Raw genomic sequence first — 22,679 nt, forward strand, 5'->3', positions numbered from 1 at the left:
GGCGTTGATTTTTGGCACGCTGTTGAGTTCTCAAGGAACGGACGCTTCCTTTGTACTCACCTCAGCACATCGGCTGCGGCTTTCCTCCGGGCTTCTGTTCTTCATTCTTGCTGTTCTGCGTTTCCGACTCTATCAGACTCTTTCGCGTCCGATTCCCGGTCGAAGCGGGTTTCGCTTTCCAGGTTCCCGCTTTCGCGTTTCCCTTTCCGGCGATTGCGACTCTATCAGTGATTTCCACTCCCCTTGACCACTTCCGTTTAGCCGGAAGGCGGCACGGAAATAAAGTCAGCACGGAAAAACCGCACGGAGAGCAGAGTTCAAGAAGAGGAGGCGCCCCGTCCATCAGCCGTTCGCGAGGTGTTCACACGAGGCGTCCTGGCGGGAGTGACGACAGTACAGGCCCCGGGGTGCCCAGGCAAATCGTTTCCGGCGTATGGTCTAGTCCACCGGTCTAGTCCACTAGTCTCCGTGCCGAAGGGCCAGCCCGGATCGGGACCAACATCGGGCGAACCCGAACATCTCGTGACATATCCTTCTCAAGAGTGCGCCGTTCGCGACACGTAGTGACGGCGACCCCCAAAGCCCCACCCCTGGGAGGCCCCCATGACCAGCGTGACGTCCCCACTTGCCGGGCGCGCCATCGGACTCGCGGCAGTGCCCGATCCGGTGTTCTCCGGCGCCATGGTGGGACCGGGCACCGCCATTGATCCCGTACGTGAGCCCTCGGAGGCGGTGGCCCCCGTCGACGGCGTCGTCGTCTCCCTCCACCCGCACGCGTACGTCGTCGTGGACGGCGACGGGCACGGTGTGCTCACGCACCTCGGGATCGACACGGTTCAGCTCAACGGCGAGGGCTTCGAGCTGCTCGTCAACAAGGGCGACACCGTGACCCGCGGCCAGGCCGTCATCCGCTGGAACCCCGCCTCCGTCGAGGCTGCCGGCAAGTCAGCCATCTGCCCGGTCGTGGCGCTGGAGGCTGCTGCCGAGTCCCTCTCCGATCTCGCCGAGAGTGGCGACATGAAGGCCGGGGACCTTCTCTTCAACTGGCAGTGACGCTGTCCGCCCGCACGGGCGGGTCGGACATCCACCGCGGCGGCTGGGCCCGCCGCTCAATCGGAGACGGGTGAAATGCAGACAACGCTGCGAGGCGTCGGCGTGAGCCACGGTGTGGCGATCGGCGAGGTTCGGCACATGGGCACGGCGGTTCTGGAACCGCCGGCCAGGCAGATCACCGCGGATGAGGCGGAGCGCGAACAGGGGCGCGCCCGTCAGGCCGTGGACGCCGTGTCGGCCGACCTGATCGCGCGGGGCCAGTTGGCCGGTGGCGAGGCTCAGCACGTGCTGGAGGCCCAGGCGATGATCGCCACGGACCCCGAGCTGATGGCGGACGTCGACCGGCGGATCGCCGTCGGCAGCACGGCCGAGCGCGGTGTGTACGACGCCTTCGCCGCCTACCGCGTCCTGCTGGCGGGGGCCGGCGAGTACATGGCCGGGCGGGTGGCCGACCTGGACGACGTCCGCAACCGCATCGTGGCGCGCCTGCTGGGCGTGCCGATGCCGGGTGTCCCGGACAGCGACGAGCCGTACGTGCTGATCGCGCGGGACCTGGCACCCGCCGACACCGCTCTGCTCGACCCGGCGCTCGTTCTGGGCTTCGTCACCGAGGAGGGCGGCCCGACCAGTCACAGCGCGATTCTGGCGCGGGCGCTGGGCGTGCCGGCGATCGTGGCGCTGCCCGGTGCCTGTGAGATCGCCGAAGGCACCCTCATCGCCGTGGACGGCAGCACGGGTGACCTGTTCGTCGACCCGACGCCGGAGAAGCGGGCCGAGCTGGAGGCCGCCGCCGCGGAGCGGCGTGCCGCGCTGGCCGCCTCTTCCGGTCCGGGTGCCACCTCCGACGGCCACAAGGTGCCGCTGCTGGCCAACATCGGCGGTCCGGCGGATGTGCCGGCGGCCGTCGAGGCCGGTGCCGAGGGCGTGGGCCTGTTCCGCACCGAGTTCCTCTTCTTGGACGACAGCAAGAAGGCGCCGTCCGAGGAGAAGCAGGTCCAGGCGTACCGCAAGGTGCTGGAAGCCTTCCCCGAGGGTCGTGTCGTGGTGCGCGTGCTGGACGCGGGCGCCGACAAGCCCCTGGACTTCCTGACGCCGGGCGACGAGCCGAACCCGGCTCTGGGCGTCCGCGGGCTGCGCTCGCTGCTGGACCACCCGGAGGTGCTGCGTACCCAGCTCACCGCGCTGGCCAAGGCCGCCGAGGGACTGCCGGTCTACCTGGAGGTCATGGCTCCGATGGTGGCGGACCGGACCGACGCCAAGGCCTTCGCGGACGCGTGCCGCGAGGCCGGTCTGCGGGCGAAGTTCGGCGCGATGGTGGAGATTCCCTCCGCCGCGCTGCGGGCGCGTTCGATCCTGCAGGAGGTCGAATTCCTGTCGCTGGGCACCAATGACCTGGCTCAGTACGCTTTCGCCGCCGACCGTCAGGTCGGGGCGGTGTCGCGGCTGCAGGACCCCTGGCAGCCGGCGCTGCTGGACCTGATCGCGATGTCCGCGGAATCGGCCAGGGCGGAGGGCAAGAGCTGCGGTGTCTGCGGCGAGGCCGCTTCCGACCCGCTGCTGGCCTGTGTGCTGACGGGCCTGGGTGTCACCTCCCTGTCGATGGGTGCCGCTTCGATTCCGTACGTGCGGGCGACGCTCGCCAAGTACACGCTGGCCCAGTGCGAGCGCGCCGCGGCGGCGGCGCGTGCCACGGACAGCGCCGAGGAAGCACGCCTGGCCGCGCAGGCGGTGCTGTCCGGCGAGTAACCGGACCCGCCGCGTGCGGTGTCGATCGAGGGGCCTTCGCCGGTTGCGAGGGCCCCTCGGTCGTCCCTGCCTCCTCGACTGCCGCTCTGCTCAGTGGTGCGGGCCGGGCTCGTCCACCTCGTACCCCGGGCAGTACTCGACGCCCGGTTCGGGGGCGACGGGCTCTCCGGTGTCGGCGTCCGTGCAGTACGCGTTGAACACGGCGGCCGCCGAGAGTGCGGTCAGCCGGCCTCGGTCCAGGCGCCAGCCGTGGACCCGGTCGCGGTCGCCGTCGGTGGTGCTGCGCAGGACCAAGCCGCCGGGTCCGCCGAGGGCGAGTCCGGCGGCCAGGACGGTCACGAAGTCGAGCCCGTCACGGCCGTCGGTCCGCGGTGGCCCGCCGGGCTCGTCGGCCGCTTCGGCGGCGGGCACCGTGGCGTGGAGGACGGCCAGGAGCTGCTGCCCCTCGGTGGGGACGCTGCAGACCAGGTGGTGGTGGCCGGGGCCCGCGCCGGCCAGGAGGCGTTTGAGCGCGTCCGCGGCCCGTTCGAAGGAGGCGTGGCCGATGTCCTCGCCGCAGTCGGCGCAGCGGCCGATTCCGGCGAGGAGGGTGGTGGCGTACTCCCAGGTGGCGAGCCGGACGGCCGCGTCGACGAGGAGCGGGGCCAGCTCCTCGATGGGCTGGCCGGCATAGGGCAGGAGCGGCCCGGCTCCGGCCAGTTCCGCGGTGAAACGGGTGCGGGTTTCGGCGGTGTCCGGATCCAGGCCCTCCTCCGCGCAGTAGTCGGCGTACTCATCCGCGTCGAAGAGGGCGACCGCGGTGTGGATGCCCTGGGCCGTGAGGGACCGGAGCAGGCCGTCGACCTGGCGGAGGTATTCGCCGTGGTCTTCGAAGGCGAAGCTGTCGTAGCGCCGCATGGCCGCGAAGTCCCCGGGGTCGGCGAGGAGGCCGAAGATGCTGGGGGCTTCGCGGCGCAGCCTGCGGCGGCGGTCGGTGGCACTGGTCGCGCCGGTCCCGTTGGTCCCGCTCGTCCCGCTGGACCTACGGGGCTCACTGGACCCGCTGTTGTTGGTGTCGGTGGTCCCGGTGTCGTTCGTCGGTGGCATGGCTCCCCCTGAGTGGCGCGATCACTTGCTCACTCAGCGTAATCATCGCCACTGACAGTGCCCCTCAGCCGTGGGTGCTGGTACGGGTGCGGGCCAGCTCCTCGTAGAAGTGGAGGAGTTCGACCTTGTCCACGGAGCCCGGGTTGACCGCCTTGGCCAGGGGCGCGCCCTGGAGGAGGCGCTTGACCGGGACCTCGATGCGCTTGCCGGTGAGGGTGTGCGGGATGCCGGGGACCTCGATGATCTCGTCGGGGACGTGGCGCGGGGACAGTTCCGCGCGGATCGTCCCCTTGATGCGGTCGCGCAGGTCGTCGTCCAGGGTGGCGCCGGGGGCGAGGTGGACGAAGAGGGGCATCCAGTAGCCGCCGTTCGGCTCTTCCAGGCCGATGACCAGCGACTCCTTGATCTCGGGAAGCCGTTCGACGGCCTCGTAGATGTCGGCGGAGCCCATCCGGACGCCCTGGCGGTTGAGGGTGGAGTCCGAGCGGCCGTGGATGGTCACGGAGCCGTGCTCGCTGATCGTGATCCAGTCTCCGTGGCGCCAGACGCCCGGGAACATCTCGAAGTAGCTGTCGCGGTAGCGGCTGCCGTCGGGGTCGTTCCAGAAGCGGATCGGCATGGAGGGCATGGGGTTGGTGACGACGAGCTCGCCCACCTCTCCGATGACCGGCTTGCCGCAGGGGTCCCAGGCCTGGAGGTCCGTGCCGAGGCAGGCGGCCTGGAGTTCGCCGATGTGGACGGGGAGCGTGGGGACGGCGCCGGCGAAGCAGCTGCACACGTCGGTGCCGCCGCTGACGGAGGCGATCCACAGGTCTTCGGCCACCTCGTCGTGGAGCCAGCGGAAGCCGTCCGGCGGAAGCGGGGAGCCCGTCGTGGCCACACACTTCACGTGGGAGAGGTCGAAGTCCCGGGCCGGGTGGACGCCTGCCTTGCGGCAGGCCATGACGTAGGCGGCGGAGGTGCCGTAGAGGGTGGCCTTCGTGCGCTCGGCGATGCGCCACTGGGCGCCGGTGTCGGGGTAGCCGGGGCTGCCGTCGTACAGGACGACCGTGGTACCGGTGAGCAGGCCGGAGACCAGGAAGTTCCACATCATCCAGCCGGTGGAGGTGTACCAGAAGAACCGGTCCTCCGGGCCGAGGTCGCAGTGCAGGCCGAGCTGCTTGAGGTGTTCCAGGAGGATGCCGCCCTGGGACTGGACGATGGCCTTGGGGAGGCCCGTCGTACCGGAGGAGTAGAGGACCCACAGGGGGTGGTCGAAGGGGACCGCCTCGAAGACCGGCTCGGCGTCGCCCGCGGTGACGGCCGACCAGTCGAGGGCGCCCGCGGGGGCCGGCGTACCGAGCAGGGGGATGTGGACGACGGCGCGCAGCGAGGGCAGCTCCGCGCGGAGCTCGGCGACGGTGTCGCGGCGGTCGTGCTCCTTGCCGCCGTAGCGGTAGCCGTCGACGGCGAAGAGGAGGACCGGCTCGACCTGCTGGAAGCGGTCCAGGACGCTGCGGGCGCCGAAGTCGGGCGCGCAGGAGGTCCACACGCCCCCGACGGCGGCGGTGGCCAGGAGGGCGACGGCGGCCTCGGGGATGTTGGGGAGGTAGCCGCTGACGCGGTCGCCGGGGCGTACGCCGAGGGCGCGCAGCTCGGCGGCGAGCGAGCCGACCTGGCGGCGGAGCTCGGCCCAGGTGACGGGGGTGGCCTCGTGGCTCTCGTCCACGTACAGCAGGGCGGGGTCCTCGGCGCGGGCCGGGTCCTCGGCGGCGCGCAGGGCGTGCTCGGCGTAGTTGAGGGTGGCTCCGGTGAACCAGCGGGCGCCGGGCATGGACCGGTCGGCGAGGACTGACTCGTACGGGGTGGTGAAGCGGACCTCGAACCACTCGGCCACGGCCTGCCAGAAGGTGTCGAGCTCGTCGACGGACCAGCTGTGCAGGGCCGAGTAGCCGCCGTCGGCGGGAGCGCCGTGGTGTTCCGCGGCCCAGGCCTGGAAGGCGGTGATCTTGGCCGCTGCGATCCGGTCGGGGCCGGGGGTCCAGAGGGGTTCCGGCTGGATGGCTGAGGTCATGGGTCGGCTCCCGGTCAAGTCTGCGGCTCACGCTGGTGTGCGTACGGTGCCATCGCGCGGAGGGTGTGCGTGCGGCGGCTCACTGGGACGATGCCATGTGATCGACATACGCACCAGAGCTGTCCCGGGCGCGCGGATGATCCACCTCCGGAGTCGTGCCGGGCCAGGTATCTCGTGTGGGTGCGGAAGGAGCGGTCGGGGCCTCGCGCAGGCGCGGCCGGGTCGCTCACGGGTGAACGGCAGTTGAACCCCGCGCCTTCGCCCGTGGCCCGGTGGCAGGGTGAGCGGTATGGACGGTCGGGATCTGGTGCGTGCGGTGAAGGACATCGGTACGGAAAGCGGACGGCGCGCTTGGCGCTCGGCCTGGCGGAACTGGCGCGCGGACGCGGACGCGGTGGAGCTCGCGCGCCGGGGTGGCGAGCGGGCGCGTGTCCCCGGGCTGCTGAGCGGCACCGAACCGCTGCCGGGCGGGGGCGTGCTGCGGTTCGAGCGTTCGGAGCTGCTGGTACGGGTCACCGCGGGCGGTGCGGTGTTCTGGGGCTGGGACGGGGCGGGGCCGACGCCCTCCTACGCGGTGGTGGGCAGCGGGCCGGAGCCGGATCCGCGGGCCGTGCTGGAGCCGGATACCGGGGGCGGCTGGCGGGTGGTGTCGGAGCGGGTGACGGTGGCGGTGTCCCGGCACGGGGCGGTGGAGGTGCGGACGCCGGGCGGCACGGTGCTGCGGCGGGAGCTGCCGCCGCGGTGGTGGGAGCCGGCGGACGCGGGGCGGGCCGGAAGCGGAAGGGGCCGCACAGCCGAGGCCGCGGCAGCAGAGGACAGGGCAGCAGAGGGCAGGGCAGCAACGGGCGCGGGAGCAGAAGGCGGGGCTGCCGGGGGGCGGGGGCCCGGGGACGGGGCAGCCCAGGAGGGCGGAGGGGAGGACGGGGCTGCCGGGGGGCGGGGGCCCGGGCGCGGGGTGGGTGAGGCGCGGTGGTCGCAGCGGAGCGAGGTGGCGCCCGACGCGCGGTTCTTCGGGCTGGGCGGGCGCGCGGCGGGGCCCCGGCTGCGGGACGGGGTCTACCGGCTGTGGAACACGGACCCGAAGGGAGGCTTCAAGCCGGGCGATGATCCGCTGTACCTCACCATGCCGGTGCAGCTGGTGGTCGCCGACGCGGGGACGCACCTGCTGTTCCACGACAACTCCTGGGACGGGCGCGTGGTCCTGCGCGAGGGTGAGGAGGGCGCGGGCTCGGGGGCGGACCTGCCCGGGTCGAGCGAGCTGCGCATGGAGGGCGGTCCGTTGCGCTGCTGGGTGCTGGTGGGGACGCCCGCGCGGGTGCTCCAGGGCTGGTCGGCGCTGACGGGCGCCGCCGCTGTGCCGCCGGAGTGGGCGCTGGGGTACCAGCACGCGCGGTGGGGTTTCGGCAGCGCGGCGGAGGTGCGGCGCGTGGTGGCGGGGTACGCGGAGCGGGGGCTGGCGCTGTCGGCCGTCCATCTGGACATCGATCACTACGACGGGCACCGCGTCTTCACGGTGGACCAGGAGCGGTTCCCGGATCTGCCGGGGCTGGCGCGGGAGTTGCGGGAGCAGGGCGTACGGCTGGTGTCGATCGTCGATCCGGCGGTGAAGACGGGCGACGCGGTGCACGTGTCGGGGCGCGCGGTGGGACCGGGCGGGGCCTTCGTAAGGGACGCGCGGGGCCGGGAGGTCCGCGGGGAGGTGTGGCCGGGTGAGTGCGCGTACCCGGACTTCACCGATCCGGCGGTGCGGGAGTGGTGGGGCGGCCTGTACGAGGAGCGGCTCGCGCAGGGCTTCGCCGGCTTCTGGCACGACATGAACGAGCCGGTGTCCTTCGCCCCGTTCGGGGACCGCACGCTGCCGCGGTCGGCCCGGCACGCGATGGACGGCGCGGGCGGGGACCACCGGGCCGGGCACAACGTCTACGGGCTCGGGATGGCGCGGGCGGGCTGGGAGGGGCTGGTCCGGCTGCGGCCCGGTGAACGGCCGTTCCTGTTCTCCCGGTCGGGATGGGCGGGGATGCAGAGGTACGGGGGCACGTGGTCCGGTGACGTGGAGACGAGCTGGGAGGGGCTGCGGGCGTCCCTCGCGCTGGTCCTGGGGCTGGGCCTGTGCGGGGTGCCGTACTCGGGGCCGGACGTCGGCGGCTTCGGCGGGTTCCCTTCGCCCGAGCTGTACCTGCGGTGGCTGCAGCTGGGGGCGTACCTGCCGCTGTTCCGGACGCACTCGGCGATGTGGGCCGGGCCGCGGGAGCCGTGGGAGTTCGGGGCGGAGGTGGCGGAGCACGCCCGGGCGGTGATGGCTGAGCGGGATCGGCTGCGGCCGTACTTGGTGACGCTGGCCCATCTGGCCCGGCGGACGGGCGCTCCCTACGTGCGGCCGGTGTGGTGGGGGGCGCCGCAGGAGCGGGCGCTGCGGGACTGCGAGGACGCCTTCCTGCTGGGGGACGCGTTGCTGGTCGCCCCGGTGCTGGAGTGCGGTGCGGACCGGCGGGCGGTGCGGCTGCCGCGGGGGCGGTGGTACGACACCGCCTCGGGCACGGCGCACGAAGGTCCCGGGCAGGTCCTGCTGGACGCGCCCCGGGGCCGGATTCCGGTGCTGGCGCGGGCGGGCTCGGTGCTGCCGGTGCGCTCCGGTGACGGCGGGGTGACCCTGGAGGCCTGGGCTCCGGCGCGGGGGCGCACGGGCGGCGGGATCGTGATCCGGGACCCGGGGCCGGGCTTCGAACCGGGGGTGGTCGAGCGGTACACGGTGCGGTGGGCCGGGGACGCGGTGGTGGTGGAGGATGAGGCGGGGGATGCGGTGGAGGGCGTCGCCCTGCGGGGTCTGTAGTCACGGGAGGGCGCGCCCGCCGCGACCCCGCCCCCGTACGGACCCGGCCCGGACCCGGACCCGGAGCGCGGCCCGTCGGGGCTCCCTCAGGCGTAGCGGCCCGCGAACCACGAGGCAGCCACCTGGGTGTGGAGCGGGAAGGCGAGTTCCGCCGGGCCGCGCAGGATGTGATAGCCCGTCGTCTCCTCCGTCGGCGCCGAAGCGGGGAGGGTTGCGGCCGGGCGCAGGGGGAGGAGCCCGAAGAGGAGGAGGTGGCCCGCCGGGGAGCTGAGGGCGTCGGCCAGGGTGACCTCCGAGGCGGGGGCCTTGATGCCGGTCTCCTCGTGGAGCTCGCGGACGACCGACCGGCGCCAGTCCTCGCCGAAGTCGATGAAGCCGCCGGGCAGGGCGACGCCGCCGAGGGCCGGTTCGATGGTGCGGGTGATGACGACCAGGCCCGTGCCGCGCTCGTCCTCGACGGGGAGGAGGGCGACGGCCACGGGGAGCGGGTTGCGGTAGGCGGTGGCGCCGCAGCCGGCGCAGGTGCGGGGCCAGGTGGCCGACCCGTACCGCGTTCCGCAGGTGGAGCAGTGCGAGTCCTTCAGCTGTGCGGGCATCCCGCGATGGTATGCCAAGGGCTATGCCGATGAGGGTGGTTGCGGTCGCGGTGGCGGTGCTGGCCGGTGTGGCGGCGGGGTGCGGGGCTCCGGTGGGGAGCGCGGCCGGCGACAGCCGGCCCCAGCGGGCGGACGGTGCGGCTCCGCCCGGCTTCGTGGCGCTGCGCGAGGTGGATCCGAGCATCGGCCAGGACATCCGCTACGCCGGGGAGCGGAATTTCACCAGCGGTGTCGTGGAAGGGTACGAGGAGCCGGTCTGCCTGCTCGCCCGCCCCGCCGCCGAGGCGTTGCGCCGGGCGCAGCGGGGGCTGTTGCGGCGCGGCTACTCGCTCACGGTCTACGACTGCTACCGGCCCCAGCGGGCGGTCGACCGGTTCGTGCGGTGGGCCCGGCAGGCGGACGGCCCGGGTGACGCGGCGGTGAAGGCCGAGTTCTATCCGTCCGTGGATCGTGGCCGGCTGATTCCGGAGGGGTACATCGCCGAGAAGTCCGGGCACAGCCGCGGGAGCACCGTCGATGTGTCGCTGGAACGGCTTCCGGGCCGCGCCGTGGACATGGGCACGCCCTTCGACTTCTTCGATCCCCTGTCCCACACGGATGACCCACGGATCACCGGTACGGCCCGCGCCCACCGGCAGTTGCTCAAGCGGGTGCTGGCGGAGCAGGGTTTCGTCAATCTTCCCGAGGAGTGGTGGCACTTCACCCACGAGCCGGAGGCGTTCCCCGGCGTCTTCTTCGACTTCCCCGTGTCCGCCGCGGCGGTGCGGCCGCGGCTCACGGAGAACCGGTGACCCGGTGACCCGGTCCGCCCAGCCGTGACAGACTTCTGACGAAGCGTCAGTTCTCTGGTACGGAGGGGTCGTCTTGGCACGCACACGCACACCCGTCGTCCGCGGGTGGTTCACCGAGACCGGACCGGACGGCGGCTTCCGGCTGCTCGGCACCCGGTGTTCCGCCTGCGCCGCGGTGTTCTTCCCCCGCGAGGACGCGTACTGCCGCAATCCGCACTGCCCCGGCGGCGGGGAGCTCGCCGAGGTGCCGTTGTCCGCGCGCGGGCGGGTCTGGTCCTACACCGACGGGCGCTACCGGCCCCCCGCGCCGTACGTGTCCGACCCGGACGCGCCCTGGGAGCCGTACACCCTGGTGGCGGTGGAGCTGGCGGCCGAGGGGATGGTCGTGCTGGGGCAGGCGGAGCCCGGGGTGACCGTGGCCGATCTGGCGGTCGGGATGGAGGTCGAGGTGGTGGGCGGCGTGCTGGATGAGGACGCGGGGACGGCCTGGACCACCTGGCGGTTCAGGCCCGTCGCCGGGGCGGGGGAACCGGCGTGAGCGGGCAGGTCGCCGTGCTGGGGGCCGGCATGCACCCCTGGGGCAAGTGGGGCCGCAGCTTCGTGGAGTACGGGCGGACCGCCGCGCGCGCGGCGCTCGCCGACGCCGGACTGGACTGGAGGGACGTGGGGTCCGTCGTCGGCGCCGACACCGTGCGCTCCGGATACCCGGGCTACGTGGCCGGCGCGACCTTCGCCCGGGCCCTCGGCTGGCAGGGCGCGCGGGTGACCAGCGTGTACGCGGCCTGCGCCTCCGGCGCGCAGGCGATCGGGGCGGCCCGGGCCCAGATCCTGGCCGGACTGGCCGATGTGGTGCTGGTGGTGGGCGCGGACGCGGCGCCGAAGGGTTTCTTCGCACCGGCGGGAGGCGACCGGCCGGACGATCCGGACTGGCTGCGGTTCCGCGTGCTGGGGGCCACCAACCCGGCGTACTTCGCGTTGTACGCCAGGCGCCGGATGGCCGTGTACGGGGACACCCCCGAGGACTTCGCCCAGGTCAAGGTGAAGAACGCGGTGGCCGGCGCGCTCAATCCGCGCGCCCGCTACCGCAGGACGGTGACCGCCGAAGAGGTCGCGGCCTCGGCCGTCGTCGCCGATCCACTGCGGCTGCTCGACATCTGCGCCACCTCCGACGGGGGCGCGGCCCTGGTGCTCACCAGCATGGATTTCGCGCGCTCGCGCGGGGTCGTCGACCCGGTGCGGATCCGGGCCGTGTCGACGGTGACGCCCACCTATCCCCGTACCGTCCTGGACCTCCCCGACATCGCCACCGATGCGACGACGGCCGTACGCCCCGCGCCGGGCAGCTTCCGGTCCTCGATCGCCCGCGCCGCCTACGAGGAGGCGGGGCTCGGACCCGAGGACCTCTCGCTCGCCGAGGTGTACGACCTGTCCACCGCCCTTGAGCTGGAGTGGTACGAGGACATCGGCCTCTGCGGGGAGGGCGAGGGGGCGAAGCTCGTACGGGAGGGGGCGACGGCCCTCGGCGGGCGGATTCCCGTCAACACCAGCGGGGGGCTCGCCTCCTTCGGGGAGGCGGTGCCGGCGCAGGCCATCGCCCAGGTGTGCGAGCTGACGTGGCAGTTGCGCGGCACGGCCGGGGACCGGCAGGTGCCCGGTGCTCGGGTGGGGATCACCGCCAACCAGGGGCTGTTCGGGCACGGGTCGGCCGTGGTCGCCGTGCGCTGAACCGCCGGTGGTGTCCGGATACTTGACGGTCCCCGGTGGCGGGTTCACACTCGCTGCACAGTCCCGTACGGCTGACGGGGCACCCCCGAATCCCCCCATGAGAGCTGCGGTCCGTACCCCAGTCGGCGGGGGTACGGGCCGCCTCCGTGTCCGGCGTGGTCATCGGGCCGGCCGGCGCCACCGCGCCCACGTCGCCGGACACCGCGTCTTCGCGCCCCGCGTCTTCGGGCGCCTCGCGTCAGGTGCCCGTCGGCAGGCTCTGGCGGCGGGCCCGGGCCAGCGACATGGCGTGCTCCACGACCCCCACCAGGACGTCCTTCACGGACTCCCGGTCCCGTGCGTCGCACAGCAGCACCGGCACCCCGGGATCGAGGTCGAGCGCTTCGCGTACGGTCACCACGGGGTGCCGGTCGGCGCCGTCGAAGCAGTTGACCGCGACCAGGAACGGGATCTCGCGCCGCTCGAAGTAGTCGATCGCGGCGAAGCAGTCGGCGAGGCGGCGGGTGTCGGCGAGGACCACCGCGCCGAGCGAGCCCTGGGCCAGCTCGTCCCAGAGGAACCAGAACCGGTCCTGCCCCGGTGTGCCGAACAGGTACAGCACCAGGTCCTCGCGCAGGGTGATGCGCCCGAAGTCCATGGCCACGGTCGTCGTGGTCTTGCCCTCCACTCCCCCGGTGTCGTCGATACCGATGCCCGGCTCCGAGAGCTGTTCCTCGGTGCGCAGCGGCCTGATCTCACTTACCGCACTGACCAGGGTGGTCTTGCCCACCCCGAAGCCGCCCGCGACCAGGATCTTCAAGGTCAGCGGTTCGACCGGCGACACGGCATGCATGGCGCCGGTGCGGCTAGAGCGCCCGAAGGCCATCGATCACCTCACGCAGAATGGATTCGTCGGGCAGTTCGGCCGGAGGTACCGGCCTGGTCACGTGGACCAGTTGGTCGTCGGCCAGGTCACCGATCAGGACCCGGACGACGCCGATGGGGAGATCGAGCTCCGCCGCGAGTTCGGCGACCGACTGCGGGCGCTCGCGGCACAGCCCGAGGATGTGGGCGTGTTCCGGGGACAGGGTCAGGTCCCAGACCGGATCGTCGGCGGCCGTTTCGGCGACGACGAGCGCGATGAGGTCCAGCCGGTGCTGGCCCGCGTGGCTGGTCCGGCCGCGGGTCATCGCGTACGGACGCACCACGGGTCCCGCCTCGTCGTCGAACCAGTGCGCGTGGCCGGGGGCGGGCGCCTCCCCGGCGCCGTGGGCGGGGTGGTCGCCGGCGCTGCCCGCGCGGGTGCGGGCGGGGTGGTCCTCGGCGCTGCCCGCGCGGGTGCGGGCGGGGTGGTCGCCGGCGCTGCCCGCGGGGGTGCCGCCGGGGTGGTCCTGGCCTGGATCGCTCATGCCCTACGACTCACCCTCCGGCTGGCAGCCCGGTGCGCGGGGCGGTCGCCAGGTGGTCGCCCACTCGCTTGACCATCAGCGTCATCTCGTACGCGACCTGCCCCACGTCGGAGTCGGCGTCGGACAGCACCGCCAGGCAGCTGCCGTCGCCGGCCGCCATCACGAAGAGGAAGGCATCGTCCAGTTCCACCACGGTCTGGCGGACCTTGCCCGATTCGAAGTGGCGGCCCACTCCCTTGGCCAGGCTGTGGAATCCGGAGGCCACCGCCGCCAGGTGCTCGCTGTCCTCGCGCGTCAGGTCCTGGGAGCTGCCGGTGGGCAGGCCGTCGCCGGAGAGGACGACCGCCTTGCGGATGCTGCCGACCCGGTCGACGAGCTCGTCGAGCAGCCAGTTGAGCGGGCCGGAGCCACGGCCCCTGGTGTCGTTGCCGGTCTGCGGTGCGGTCATCGACCGTCCCCTTCGTTCTCGTTCGCGGGACCTGTGGCGGCGGAGGTGCCGGCCTCGGTCTCCGACTGCTGCTGTGCGTGCTGCTTGCGGCCCGCGGTCCAGCCGCGCTGGAGTGCGGACATGCGCGTACGCACCTCCTCCGCGTCCCGTTCTTCCACCGGCTCGGCGGCGGAGTCGGCCGGACCGGGGGCCGGGGCGTTCTTCAGCTGCGGCGCCAGGTTGGCCTGGCGGACCCGGCGGGGCAGCGCCGAGGTGTCCAGGCCGGGCTTGGCCCCGGTTTCGCCGGGGGCGCGGGCGGATGCGGGCTTGGGGACCGCGGAGACGGTTCGGGGCTCCACGCGGCGGCCGTGCTCGGCGACGAGGGTGGGGGTCGGGCGGCGGCGCGGCAGCGGTATGGAGCCCGAGGCGCGGGGACCGTCCGCGCGAACGGTGTCCCCGTGCGGGCTCTCCAGCCGGACGGGACCGGTGGGGGCGAACGGTCTGCGGTCGCGCTCGCGCTCGCCGTCCCGGCGCCGGTCGGAGACCCGCTCGGCGCGGCGGTCGCCGTCGCGGTCACGGAATCCGTCGCGGTCCCGCAGGCCGTCGCGGTCACGGTCACGGAAACCTTCGCGGGAACCGTCCCGGTCGCGCAGGCGGTCACGGTCCCGCAGACCCTCGTGGTCCCGGTCCCGGTCGCGTGAGCTGTCGCGGAAACCGTCGCGGAAGCCGTCCCGGTCGTTCCGGCGGGGGCCGCCCAGCTCCGCGTGCCGGTCGGTGTGCGGCCGGCCCGGCGGGCGCAGGCCGAGCAGGGCGCTGCGCGGGGTGCCGTTCGGCGGGGTCTCGTCGTCCAGCGTCGCCATGGCGGGGCCGGTGAGACCGGTGAGGCCCGGGCTGGCGGGGGCGACCTCGTCCAGGACCGCGGGGTCGTCGAGGCCGTCCAGCCCGGGCACCCCGAGGGGCGCCTCCAGCTCGACCGGGCCGCGCAGGTCGGCGGCGGGCAGCGGGCGGCCGGAGGGGGCACGTTCCACGGCGGCCCTGGGCGCGGGCCGGGCCGGCTGTATGCGGGCGTTCCCTGCCGCCCGCGCATTCCCGGCCGCCCTGACGGGCCTGGCCGGCCGGCCGCCCCTGGCCCCGTCCAGCCGGTGGCCCGTGCCGTTGGTGTCGGGAGCCTCCGTCAGCAGTGCGATCGGGAGGAACACCACCGCGGTGGTGCCTCCGTACGGACTGGGCTGGAGGACCACCTTGACGCTGTGCCGCTGCGCGAGGCGGCTGACGACGAAGAGGCCGAGGCGGTCGGTGTCGGAGAGCTCGAAGTCGGGCGTCTCGGCGAGCCGGAGGTTGGCGTCGAGGAGCGCCTCGGGGTGCATGCCGAGGCCGCGGTCGTGGATCTCCAGGGTGAAGCCGTTGGCCACGCGCTCGCCGTGTACGTGGACGGCGGTGTGCGGCGGCGAGAAGACGGTGGCGTTTTCGAGCAGTTCGGCGAGGAGGTGGGTGATGTCGGCGACGGCGGGGCCGGCGATGCCGAGGCGCGGCAGCCGGCGTACCTCGATGCGCTCGTAGTCCTCGACTTCGGCGACCGCGGCCCGTACGACGTCCATCAGCTGGACGGGGTTGCGCCACTGGCGGGAGGGGGCGGCGCCGGAGAGGATGACCAGGCCTTCGGCGTGGCGGCGCATGCGTGTGGTCATGTGGTCGAGGCGGAAGAGGTCGGCCAGCTCCTCGGTGTCCTCCGTACGGCGTTCCATGGTGTCGAGGAGGGTCAGCTGGCGGTGCAGCAGCACTTGGTTGCGGCGGGCCAGGTTGACGAATACCTCGGACACGCCGCGACGCAGCTCCGCCTGTTTGACGGCGGCCTCGACGGCGGCGCGCTGGAGGGTGTTGAGCGCCTGGCCGACCTGGCCGACCTCGTCCTTCTCGTACTCAAGGCGGGGCGACTCGGTCTCGATGTCCACGTGTTCACCGGCGGCGAGGCGGCGCATCACGCTCGGCAGCCGGACGCCGGAGGATTCGTGGGCCTCCTTGCGCAGGCGGGACAGATCCCGGATCAGGTCGCGGCCGATGCGTACGGACAGGACCAGGGACACGCTCAGGGCGATGAAGCCAAGGATGCCGGCGACGGCGGCCTGGACCATGACGTCCATGGCGACGGGCTCGACGCGCTGCTGGTAGCGGTCGCCGGCCTCGGTGCCCATCACGGCGAGCTCGTCGAGGACCTTGGTCGCGGCCTCGTCCCACTGGGCGGCCGTGACGCCGCGCGGGTTCTTGACCGCGCCGCCGGAGATGAACCGCTCCTCGGCTTCGCGCAGCGCCTTGGTGCCGGGGCTGTTCCAGTACTGCTGGAAGCGCTCGCGGTCGGCGGCGGGCAGGACCGCTAGGTTGAGCTCGTAGAGCAGTGTGCGCTGGGCGGCGAAGTCCGAGACGTGCCGGATGTCGGTGGCGCTGACGCTGCGGGCGGCCAGCGCGGAGGCGACGACGGCGTCCTCGCGCGAGAGCGTCTCGCGGGCGCGGGTGATCCCGACGAGGGCGCGGCCCTGCTTGTCCATCTCCACGTCTTCGAGGGCGTGGAGGTTCATGAGGAAGTCGTAGCAGGGGTCCACGAGGCGGCTGTACAGCTCCAGGGCCTGGCCGGGGTCGATGGCGTTCTGGTCGACGGAGCTGCGCAGTGCGCCGATGCCCTGGAAGGCGGCCAGGATGGAGCGCATCCGGTGGGCGTTCTGGGGGCTCAGCTCGTCGAGGACCTCGGGGTCGCGGCCGTTCCCGCTGAATTCCTCGACGGCTTCGTCGGTGGCCGTGCGGCGCTTGGTGAGTTCGGCCGTGGCGGTGGCGGCGCGGGGGTCGCCGAGGACGACGAGGGTCTGGCGGCGTTCCTTCTGGATGACGCGGACGACGTCCTCGATGGGGTAGCCGACCTTTTCGATCACGTAGGCGACGTCGAGGAGCTGGACGGCTTGACGGCCGGTGATGACGGTCGCGAAGCCCCAGAGGGCGGTCAGGGAGACGAGCGGCACAAGGAGCAACGCCACGATCTTCCGGCGGATGGACTTCCCGCGAAAGCGCATGGCCTCCCCAGCCTCCCCCAGCTCAACCCCCTTGCAGGGGATCGGTGTTCCGACATTTAAACGGCGTGAGCCTACTACTGCGCGGGAGCGGCATCGAAGACGTGTCCGGACGTTTTCGGCCGGACCCCCGGACGAAGATCATGAGTTGTCGGACAGTTCCGGTCAGGAGCGGACCGATATGCGCTACATGACACTTGATGGGCGGTCGGTTCCCGTAACTGGATGGATGGCTGGAATTTTTTGTTCCGTGAAGGTCCACTACCGGTGGAAGCGTCCACGATGCGGGAATCTTGTGCCACCGCCGGACGTCTGTCTGTTGGGGAGGGCACGTCGGGGTAGACGGGGTAGACGTGTGAGGGGCGAAGTCGGTGGAGCGGGACAGCGGTACGGACCGCGCGGTGGGGAGTGAGCGGTGGGAAGTGAGCGGGCCATGAACGGATATGCGGGCAGGGACAAGGAAGACGGCGGTGTTTCAGCGCCGGCCGTTGTGCCGGTGCGGCGGGCGCTGTGGGTGGAGGAGCCGGCTCGGCGGCGCCGGATGCCGGATCCGGTGCGGACGGCCGCGGTACGGGCGGTGCTGATCGTGGCCGTGACCCTGATCGGGGCGACGATCAGTTTCTTCCTCACGCTCACCGGTTCCTGGCTGGCCTTCCCGATGGCGCTCGGCGCGATCGCGGGGACGATCGTGGCCACGTGGGCCGTCCTGGACGTGTGGGTCACCCGGCAGGCGTGGAACCAGCGGTACGGGGTCCTCTCGGAGCCGAGCAGCACGGCGCGGGCCCGCCGCCGCGAAGCCCGGCGCGAAGCCCGCCACGTGGCGCGGCAGCCGCGGCCGGCCCGAATACCGCGCCACCACGGCCAGTTCGCGGCTCCCGGGCGGCGGTAGCCGCACATCCGGGGCCGCGACCGCCCGGCCGCCGCTCCGGGCCGCTGGGGAGCCGTGGCGACCGCGAGGGAGGGGAATCAGGTGGCGCTGCGGCGGAACATGCGGGTGGCCGTGATCTCGCCGTGGATGGTCTCCTCCTCCGGGGACTGCTGCGGCAGGCCCGGGCGCAGGTGTTCCTCGACGCTAATGTACTTCAGCCCCGCCCGCAGGTCCGCGTCATTGCGCAGCCTGATGACCAGCGGGAATTCGGCGAGCGCCGTCGTGTCGAAGAGCCCCGTCGTGTAGAGGAGCTGCACGCCGAGCGCGTCCGAGACGGCCCGCTGGAGTTCCAGCAGGTAGGTGGCGTTCGCGCGTCCGATCGGGTTGTCGAGGAAGAGCGTGCCCGCGTGGCGGTGCTTGTCGCGCCCGCGGTCGTTGCTGCGCAGCGCCGCCATCGTGCAGTACAGCGCGATCGCCGCGGTCAGCAGCTGCCCGCCCGAGAACACGTCGCCCATCTGCCCGACGGGGACCCGCTCGGCGCGCAGCACCGCGTCCGGCTTCAGGATCTCGACGGAGATGCCCTTGGGTTCCAGCGCCGCCTGGACCCCGCGCAGCAGCAGCGACATGCCGTCGCGCCGGCCCTCGCCGAAGGAGGCGGTGCTGTTCTTCTTCACCGCCGCGCGGGTGGCCTCGTCGATGACCTCGCCGAGCCGCTCGGTGAGCGTGGCCTGGTCGGGTTCCTCGAAGCGGATCCGCAGGAACTCCTGTCCAGACCATTCACCGAGCCCCTCCGGGAGCTGGGAGAGCCGCTGCGCGGAGCGCAGGGTGGCCAGGGCCGATTCGACGAGCCCGCGCAGGCGGTCGACGATGCTGTCGCGGTTGCGCTCCAGCTGCTCCAGTTCGTCGGTGAGGACGCGCAGCCGCGGGGCGAAGGCCGTGGCCCAGGCAGCGGCGTGCTCGGGGAGGGCGGAGGCGGGCAGTTCGCGGATCTGCTGGCGCGCGGGGGTGCGTACCTGCTCGTAGCGGGTGGCGTTGGCGTGCCGGACCAGGATGTCGCTCGCCTCGCGGACGGCGGACTCGGCGGCCGAGAGGTCGGCGGCGCAGGCGCGCAGCGAGCGGCGGGCCTCGGTGGCGGACTGCCGGGCCTCTTCGAGCGTGCCCGCGTGGGGCGCCGGCTCCTGCTCCTCCTCCTGCTGCGCTTGGCTCCGCTTCGCTCCGCCCCGGCCGCCGTCGGCGTCCTCGGAGGCCGAGCCGCGCAGCATGTCCCGCAGCAGCGCCGCGGTCTCCTCGAAGCCGCCGGCGCCGTCCTCGGCGGTGCGGTGGGCGTGCAGCAGGTCCGCGTGCGCGGCCCGGGCGCTCTCCACGGCGGCGCTGTGCGCGGCGAGCTGGGCCGTGGCCGTACGGAGCAGGGCCTGGGCCTGGTCGACGTCGCGGGGGACCAGTTCCTCGGGCAGCTCGGTGTGCGCCTCGCCCTCGGCGGGGGCGCGGCGTTCTGCCTCGCCGCGCAGTCGGCCGAGCTGCTCGCTGGCAGCGGAGGCGCGGGTCTCCAGCATCTGTACGAGGGACTCGGCGCGGGCGGCGGCCGCCTGGCGGGAGGGTCCGTCGGAGCCGTCGGTGCCTTCGAGGAGCTGGGCGGCGCGGGTGCGCACCTTGTTGGTGAGGCGGTCGAGTTCCGCGAGCGCGGCGCTCTCGTCGCTCTCGGCGCGGGCCTGTTCGGCGCGCAGGTCGGCGCCGACTCCGACCTTCTCGTACAGCTGGGAGGCGGCCCGGTAGGCCTCGCGGAGGTCGGGGAGCGGCGCCTTGGCGCTGCCGTCGTCCTCCGGCAGCGGGTCCGGGGCGCCGGCGATCTCGGCGCGCTCGGCCCGCAGGGCGCGGGCGGTGCGGCGGGCGTCGTCGGCGGCGCGCTGGGCGGCGCGGCGGTCCTCGTCGGCGGCGCGGGCCCGGTCCAGGCAGGCTTCGGCGCGGGCCTCGGACTCGGCGGCCTCGTCGGCGAGTTCGCGCAGCCTCGCCTGCCAGCCGGCGCGTTCGCGCAGGCGGAAGGCGAGACCGGCGAGGGCGTCGGCGGCGCGGCGGGCGCGCTGGGCCGTGTCCTGGCGTTCGTCGCGGACACGGACGGCGTCGGCCGCGGCCTCGTCCGCCTCGGCGCGTACGGTACGGGCCTCCGCGAGCTCGGCGTCGGCCTCCTCGGCGAACGCGCGGGCCGCCTCGGCCTGCCGCGCCAGTTCGGCGAGGCGGCCGGGCGGGCAGCCGGTGCGCCAGGAGGCGATGCGGGCGGCGAGCTCGCGGTCTCCGGCGAGGCGGGCGGCCAGGTCGCGGATCTCGGTGTCGCGGGCGGTGGCGCGGGCGCGCAGTGCCTGGCGCTCCTCGTCGGCGGCGTGCTCGTCGTGCATGGCCGGGTTCGGGGGCACGAGGAACACGCCGGCGGCGCTGCCGTCGCCGTCCGGGCCGGCCGGGGGCACGGGGGCGAGCAGGGCGGCGGCGGTGCCGACGGCCACGGTGGAGCGGGGCAGCAGGGCCGCGCCGGTGAGGACCTCGCGGGCGCGGGCGTGCGTGTCGGGGTCGGTGATGACGACGCCGTCGACGAGTTCCGGGCGGGCGGCGAGGACGGCGGCGTGGTCGGCGGGGTCCACGGACTGGGCGAGGTAGCGCCAGCCGGGCAGGGCCGGGATGCCGTGTTCGCCGAGGTACTCGACGGTGGCGAGGACGTCGGGACCGGGGGGCAGCAGACCGCCGTCGCCGAGCGCGCCGAGGATGCGGGCGTCGTCGGCGGCGGCGGTGCGCAGCTCGAACAGCTGGCGTTCGGCCGCCGTGACTCCGTCGGTCAGCAGGTGGTGGAGGTCCTCGGCGCTCCGGTCGAGGTCCTCGGCGGTGAGCCGGCCGGCGGTGGCGGGGTCCTCGTGGGCTGCGCCCCGCGCGGAGCCCAGGCGCGCGGCGACGGCCGGTCGGCCGCCGGAGCGCCCGCCCTCGGCGGAGCCGGGAGCGCCCGGAGTGCCGCCGGGTCCGCTGTGGGCCGTACCGGACCCGGGGGAACCCGTGTGGCCGGCGGAGCCGAGGTCCCCGGCTGCCGCGCGGCCCCCCGTACCTGACCCGGCGGAGCCGGACGCGCCCGCGCCTGTCCCCGTGCGCGGGGACGGGACCGAGGCGCCGGGGGCAGACGGGAGGCCCAGCAGGGCGGCCAGGCGGGGGGACCGGGCGAGGGAGGCGGCGGCGCGCTGTTCGGCGTCGTGGGCCGCTTCGGCGGCGTCGGCCGCGTCGGCGGCGCGCGCGGCGGTGAGTTCGGCGCGGGATTCCGCGGCGGCGGCTTCGCGGGCCGCTTCGGAGGCGGCTCGGGCGGCTTCGCGGGCTTCGTCCCAGGCGGCCACGGCCGTCTTCTCCGCGTCGGTGGCCGCGAGGGCGGCGCGGGCCGGGTCGGCGTCGGGTGCGGTGTCGTCGAGCCAGCCCGCGCGGACGGCCTCGGCGGTCTCCTGCTGGACTTCGCCGAGGCGCGAGCGGAGGTGTTCGGCCTCGCTGCGGGCCCGCTGGGCGGCGGTGGCGGCGGCGGTGGCGTCGCGGTGGGCGGTCTCGCCGGCGGCCTGGAGCTCCGCGGAGCGCTCCTCCTCCTCATTGGCGAGGCGTTCGCCGTGCTCGGCGGCGGTGTGCAGGGCGCGTACGAGGTCGGCGGCGGCGGTGGCCCGCGCGGCGAGGGCGGGGGCGGCGTCCCGCTCCGCTTCCCGGATCGCGGCAGCGACCCGGGCGGAGCGGTCGGCGGCCGCGCGGTGGCGCAGTACGTTCTCGGCGGCCTGCCAGGCGGCGTGCAGGGTGCGGGCTTCGAGGAGTTCTCGGCGCTGGGCGGCGGCGGCCTTGTCGGCGACGGTCAGGGCCAGCGAGGCGTGCCGGTAGGCGAGTTCGGCGGAGATCGCGGCGCTGCGGGCGCGGGCGGATTCGGCGGCGGTGACCTCGTGGGCGGCGCCGGTGACCCGCTGGGCGAGGTCGGCGGCCCGGCCGCGTTCCACGGTGGCGCGCGCGGACAGCCGCCGGGCGAGGGTGCGGGTACGGCGTTCCGCGCCCGCGTGGACGTCGCGCAGCCGGGAGCGCGTCGCGGCGGCCTCGACGATGCGGTTGAGCAGGTCCACCGAGCCGGCGGTGAACTCCCGTTCGGCCATCAGCTCGGCGCGGCGGCCGAGTTTGTTGCCGAAGCCGTGGACGAGGTCGGCGAGGCCGTCGGTGTCGCGGGTGTCGGTGACGGCGCGCAGCAGGAGGTCGGTGAAGTCGGAGTCCTTCTTGACCGCGAAGAGGCCGGCGGCCTCGCCCTCGTCGGCGTTCATCTCGCGCTGGTAGCGGAAGAGTTCGGGGTCGAGGCCGACTTCGGTGAGGTGCTCGTTCCAGCGGTCGTGGATCTCCTCCCAGTACACCTCCAGGTGCGGGTACGCCTTGCCCGCGTCGGTGAGGGCGTCGCGGAAGCCCTTCATGGTGCGGCGCCGGCCCTGGGCGCCGGAGACCCCCTCGACGGGCGGGCGTACGGAGGTGGCCTCGGCGACGGGGAGGCTGTCGAGGCTCAGCCCCGGGCCGGGGCGGAAGGAGTACCAGGCCTCGGCGAACTTGCGGGGGTCGTTGGACACCTGGCGGCCGCGCCATTCGCTGACCTTGCCGACGACGACGCACTCACCGGTCTGGGTGTGCTGCCACTCCAGGGCGACGTGCCCGCAGTCGTCGGCGAGGAGGAACTTGCGCAGGACGCCGGAGCTGGCGCCGCCGAGGGTGTTGCGGTGGCCGGGGAGCATCACGGAGAAGATCAGCTTGAGGAGGACGGACTTGCCGCCGCCGTTCTCCAGGAAGAGCACGCCGGCGGGCGCGGGGCGGCGCGGCGGGCCGGTGGGCTCGTCCTCGAAGAACTCCGCCTGTGCGGGCGCCGGGTGGGGCACCGGCTCGCCCACTCCGCGCAGGTCGAGCACGGTGTCGGCGTAGCGCGCACCGGCGGGCCCGATGGAGTAGAGGCGGATCCGGGACAGCTCGTACATGGCGGCGGACTCTCGTGGTGTCTCGTGGGTCGTACGGAGGGCGGGTGGCGGTGGCGGGTGGCT

Annotated in this window: 16 protein-coding genes; 8 read left to right on the top strand and 8 right to left on the bottom strand. The window is 73.9% G+C overall.

Translation table 11 applies throughout. The features are described from left to right. The 3 genes from ACWDX7_RS26100 to ptsP all read left to right on the top strand — a co-directional run. Positions 1–247 (top strand): hypothetical protein (locus tag ACWDX7_RS26100; RefSeq protein ID WP_451492747.1); only part of this gene is annotated, 247 nt, incomplete at its 5' end. A gap of 356 nt (positions 248–603) precedes the next feature. Further along, entirely contained in the window at positions 604–1,053 is a 450-nt protein-coding gene (locus tag ACWDX7_RS26105) for a PTS sugar transporter subunit IIA (RefSeq protein ID WP_451492746.1), read from the top strand. A 75-nt stretch (positions 1,054–1,128) separates the two neighbouring features. Further along, the gene (gene ptsP, locus ACWDX7_RS26110) at positions 1,129–2,799 is read left to right on the top strand and encodes a phosphoenolpyruvate--protein phosphotransferase (protein ID WP_451492745.1); all 1,671 of its coding nucleotides are present in this window, start codon (positions 1,129–1,131) and stop codon (positions 2,797–2,799) included. Positions 2,800–2,889: 90 nt separating this feature from the next. Here ptsP and ACWDX7_RS26115 read toward each other — a convergent pair whose 3' ends face one another. Next, positions 2,890–3,885 carry a hypothetical protein gene (locus tag ACWDX7_RS26115; RefSeq protein ID WP_451492744.1) on the bottom strand — a complete coding sequence of 332 codons (996 nt, stop codon included), beginning with the start codon at positions 3,883–3,885 and terminating at the stop codon, positions 2,890–2,892. A 64-nt stretch (positions 3,886–3,949) separates the two neighbouring features. Further along, entirely contained in the window at positions 3,950–5,938 is a 1,989-nt protein-coding gene (locus ACWDX7_RS26120; protein ID WP_451492743.1) for an acetoacetate--CoA ligase, read from the bottom strand. 289 nt (positions 5,939–6,227) lie between these two features. Between ACWDX7_RS26120 and ACWDX7_RS26125 the strand changes: the two genes are divergently transcribed. Continuing rightward, positions 6,228–8,768, top strand: coding sequence for a glycoside hydrolase family 31 protein (locus ACWDX7_RS26125; protein WP_451492742.1), 2,541 nt, complete (start codon positions 6,228–6,230; stop codon positions 8,766–8,768). Between the two features lie 86 nt (positions 8,769–8,854). Here the strand turns inward: ACWDX7_RS26125 and ACWDX7_RS26130 are convergent, their stop codons facing one another. Beyond that, entirely contained in the window at positions 8,855–9,364 is a 510-nt protein-coding gene (locus ACWDX7_RS26130) for an NUDIX domain-containing protein (protein WP_451492741.1), read from the bottom strand. A gap of 29 nt (positions 9,365–9,393) precedes the next feature. On the opposite strand from ACWDX7_RS26130, the gene ACWDX7_RS26135 reads away from it, so the two are divergent. The 3 genes from ACWDX7_RS26135 (at position 9,394) to ACWDX7_RS26145 (ending at position 11,880) form a co-directional block, all read left to right on the top strand. Continuing rightward, positions 9,394–10,155, top strand: coding sequence for a M15 family metallopeptidase (locus ACWDX7_RS26135; protein WP_451492740.1), 762 nt, complete (start codon positions 9,394–9,396; stop codon positions 10,153–10,155). 73 nt (positions 10,156–10,228) lie between these two features. Then, complete coding sequence (locus ACWDX7_RS26140) at positions 10,229–10,693, top strand: Zn-ribbon domain-containing OB-fold protein (RefSeq protein WP_451492739.1); 465 nt, start codon at positions 10,229–10,231, stop codon at positions 10,691–10,693. Continuing rightward, positions 10,690–11,880 carry a lipid-transfer protein gene (locus tag ACWDX7_RS26145; RefSeq protein ID WP_451492738.1) on the top strand — a complete coding sequence of 397 codons (1,191 nt, stop codon included), beginning with the start codon at positions 10,690–10,692 and terminating at the stop codon, positions 11,878–11,880. The genes ACWDX7_RS26140 and ACWDX7_RS26145 overlap by 4 nt, the downstream gene beginning before the upstream one ends. A 238-nt stretch (positions 11,881–12,118) precedes the next feature. On the opposite strand, the gene ACWDX7_RS26150 is transcribed toward ACWDX7_RS26145, so the two are convergent. The 4 genes from ACWDX7_RS26150 to ACWDX7_RS26165 all read right to left on the bottom strand — a co-directional run bounded on the left by ACWDX7_RS26150 (position 12,119) and on the right by ACWDX7_RS26165 (position 16,754). After that, complete coding sequence (locus tag ACWDX7_RS26150; RefSeq protein ID WP_451492737.1) at positions 12,119–12,745, bottom strand: GTP-binding protein; 627 nt, start codon at positions 12,743–12,745, stop codon at positions 12,119–12,121. Next, a complete protein-coding gene (locus tag ACWDX7_RS26155; RefSeq protein WP_451492750.1) occupies positions 12,726–13,067 on the bottom strand; it encodes a DUF742 domain-containing protein in 342 nt (113 codons plus the stop codon). The genes ACWDX7_RS26150 and ACWDX7_RS26155 overlap by 20 nt, the downstream gene beginning before the upstream one ends. Before the next feature lie 211 nt (positions 13,068–13,278). Further along, a complete protein-coding gene (locus ACWDX7_RS26160; protein ID WP_451492736.1) occupies positions 13,279–13,716 on the bottom strand; it encodes a roadblock/LC7 domain-containing protein in 438 nt (145 codons plus the stop codon). After that, a complete protein-coding gene (locus ACWDX7_RS26165; protein ID WP_451492735.1) occupies positions 13,713–16,754 on the bottom strand; it encodes a sensor histidine kinase in 3,042 nt (1,013 codons plus the stop codon). The genes ACWDX7_RS26160 and ACWDX7_RS26165 overlap by 4 nt, the downstream gene beginning before the upstream one ends. Before the next feature lie 430 nt (positions 16,755–17,184). On the opposite strand from ACWDX7_RS26165, the gene ACWDX7_RS26170 reads away from it, so the two are divergent. Then, positions 17,185–17,640, top strand: a complete 456-nt coding sequence (locus tag ACWDX7_RS26170; RefSeq protein WP_451492734.1) for a hypothetical protein — start codon at positions 17,185–17,187, stop codon at positions 17,638–17,640. A 77-nt stretch (positions 17,641–17,717) separates the two neighbouring features. On the opposite strand, the gene ACWDX7_RS26175 is transcribed toward ACWDX7_RS26170, so the two are convergent. Then, positions 17,718–22,616 carry a hypothetical protein gene (locus ACWDX7_RS26175; RefSeq protein WP_451492733.1) on the bottom strand — a complete coding sequence of 1,633 codons (4,899 nt, stop codon included), beginning with the start codon at positions 22,614–22,616 and terminating at the stop codon, positions 17,718–17,720. Positions 22,617–22,679: the final 63 nt, after the last annotated feature.

The organism is Streptomyces sp. NPDC003034, assembly GCF_053591375.1.

Excerpts from the sequence above, each read along its gene's own strand:
- ACWDX7_RS26120 (WP_451492743.1), bottom strand. The coding sequence starts at position 5,938 with ATGACCTCAGCCATCCAGCCGGAACCCCTCTGGACCCCCGGCCCCGAC.
- ACWDX7_RS26135 (WP_451492740.1), top strand. The coding sequence starts at position 9,394 with ATGAGGGTGGTTGCGGTCGCGGTGGCGGTGCTGGCCGGTGTGGCGGCG.
- ACWDX7_RS26170 (WP_451492734.1), top strand. The coding sequence starts at position 17,185 with ATGAACGGATATGCGGGCAGGGACAAGGAAGACGGCGGTGTTTCAGCG.
- ACWDX7_RS26175 (WP_451492733.1), bottom strand. The coding sequence starts at position 22,616 with ATGTACGAGCTGTCCCGGATCCGCCTCTACTCCATCGGGCCCGCCGGT.
- ACWDX7_RS26160 (WP_451492736.1), bottom strand. The coding sequence starts at position 13,716 with ATGACCGCACCGCAGACCGGCAACGACACCAGGGGCCGTGGCTCCGGC.
- ptsP (WP_451492745.1), top strand. The coding sequence starts at position 1,129 with ATGCAGACAACGCTGCGAGGCGTCGGCGTGAGCCACGGTGTGGCGATC.
- ACWDX7_RS26105 (WP_451492746.1), top strand. The coding sequence starts at position 604 with ATGACCAGCGTGACGTCCCCACTTGCCGGGCGCGCCATCGGACTCGCG.
- ACWDX7_RS26165 (WP_451492735.1), bottom strand. The coding sequence starts at position 16,754 with ATGCGCTTTCGCGGGAAGTCCATCCGCCGGAAGATCGTGGCGTTGCTC.
- ACWDX7_RS26150 (WP_451492737.1), bottom strand. The coding sequence starts at position 12,745 with ATGGCCTTCGGGCGCTCTAGCCGCACCGGCGCCATGCATGCCGTGTCG.
- ACWDX7_RS26115 (WP_451492744.1), bottom strand. The coding sequence starts at position 3,885 with ATGCCACCGACGAACGACACCGGGACCACCGACACCAACAACAGCGGG.
- ACWDX7_RS26130 (WP_451492741.1), bottom strand. The coding sequence starts at position 9,364 with ATGCCCGCACAGCTGAAGGACTCGCACTGCTCCACCTGCGGAACGCGG.
- ACWDX7_RS26125 (WP_451492742.1), top strand. The coding sequence starts at position 6,228 with ATGGACGGTCGGGATCTGGTGCGTGCGGTGAAGGACATCGGTACGGAA.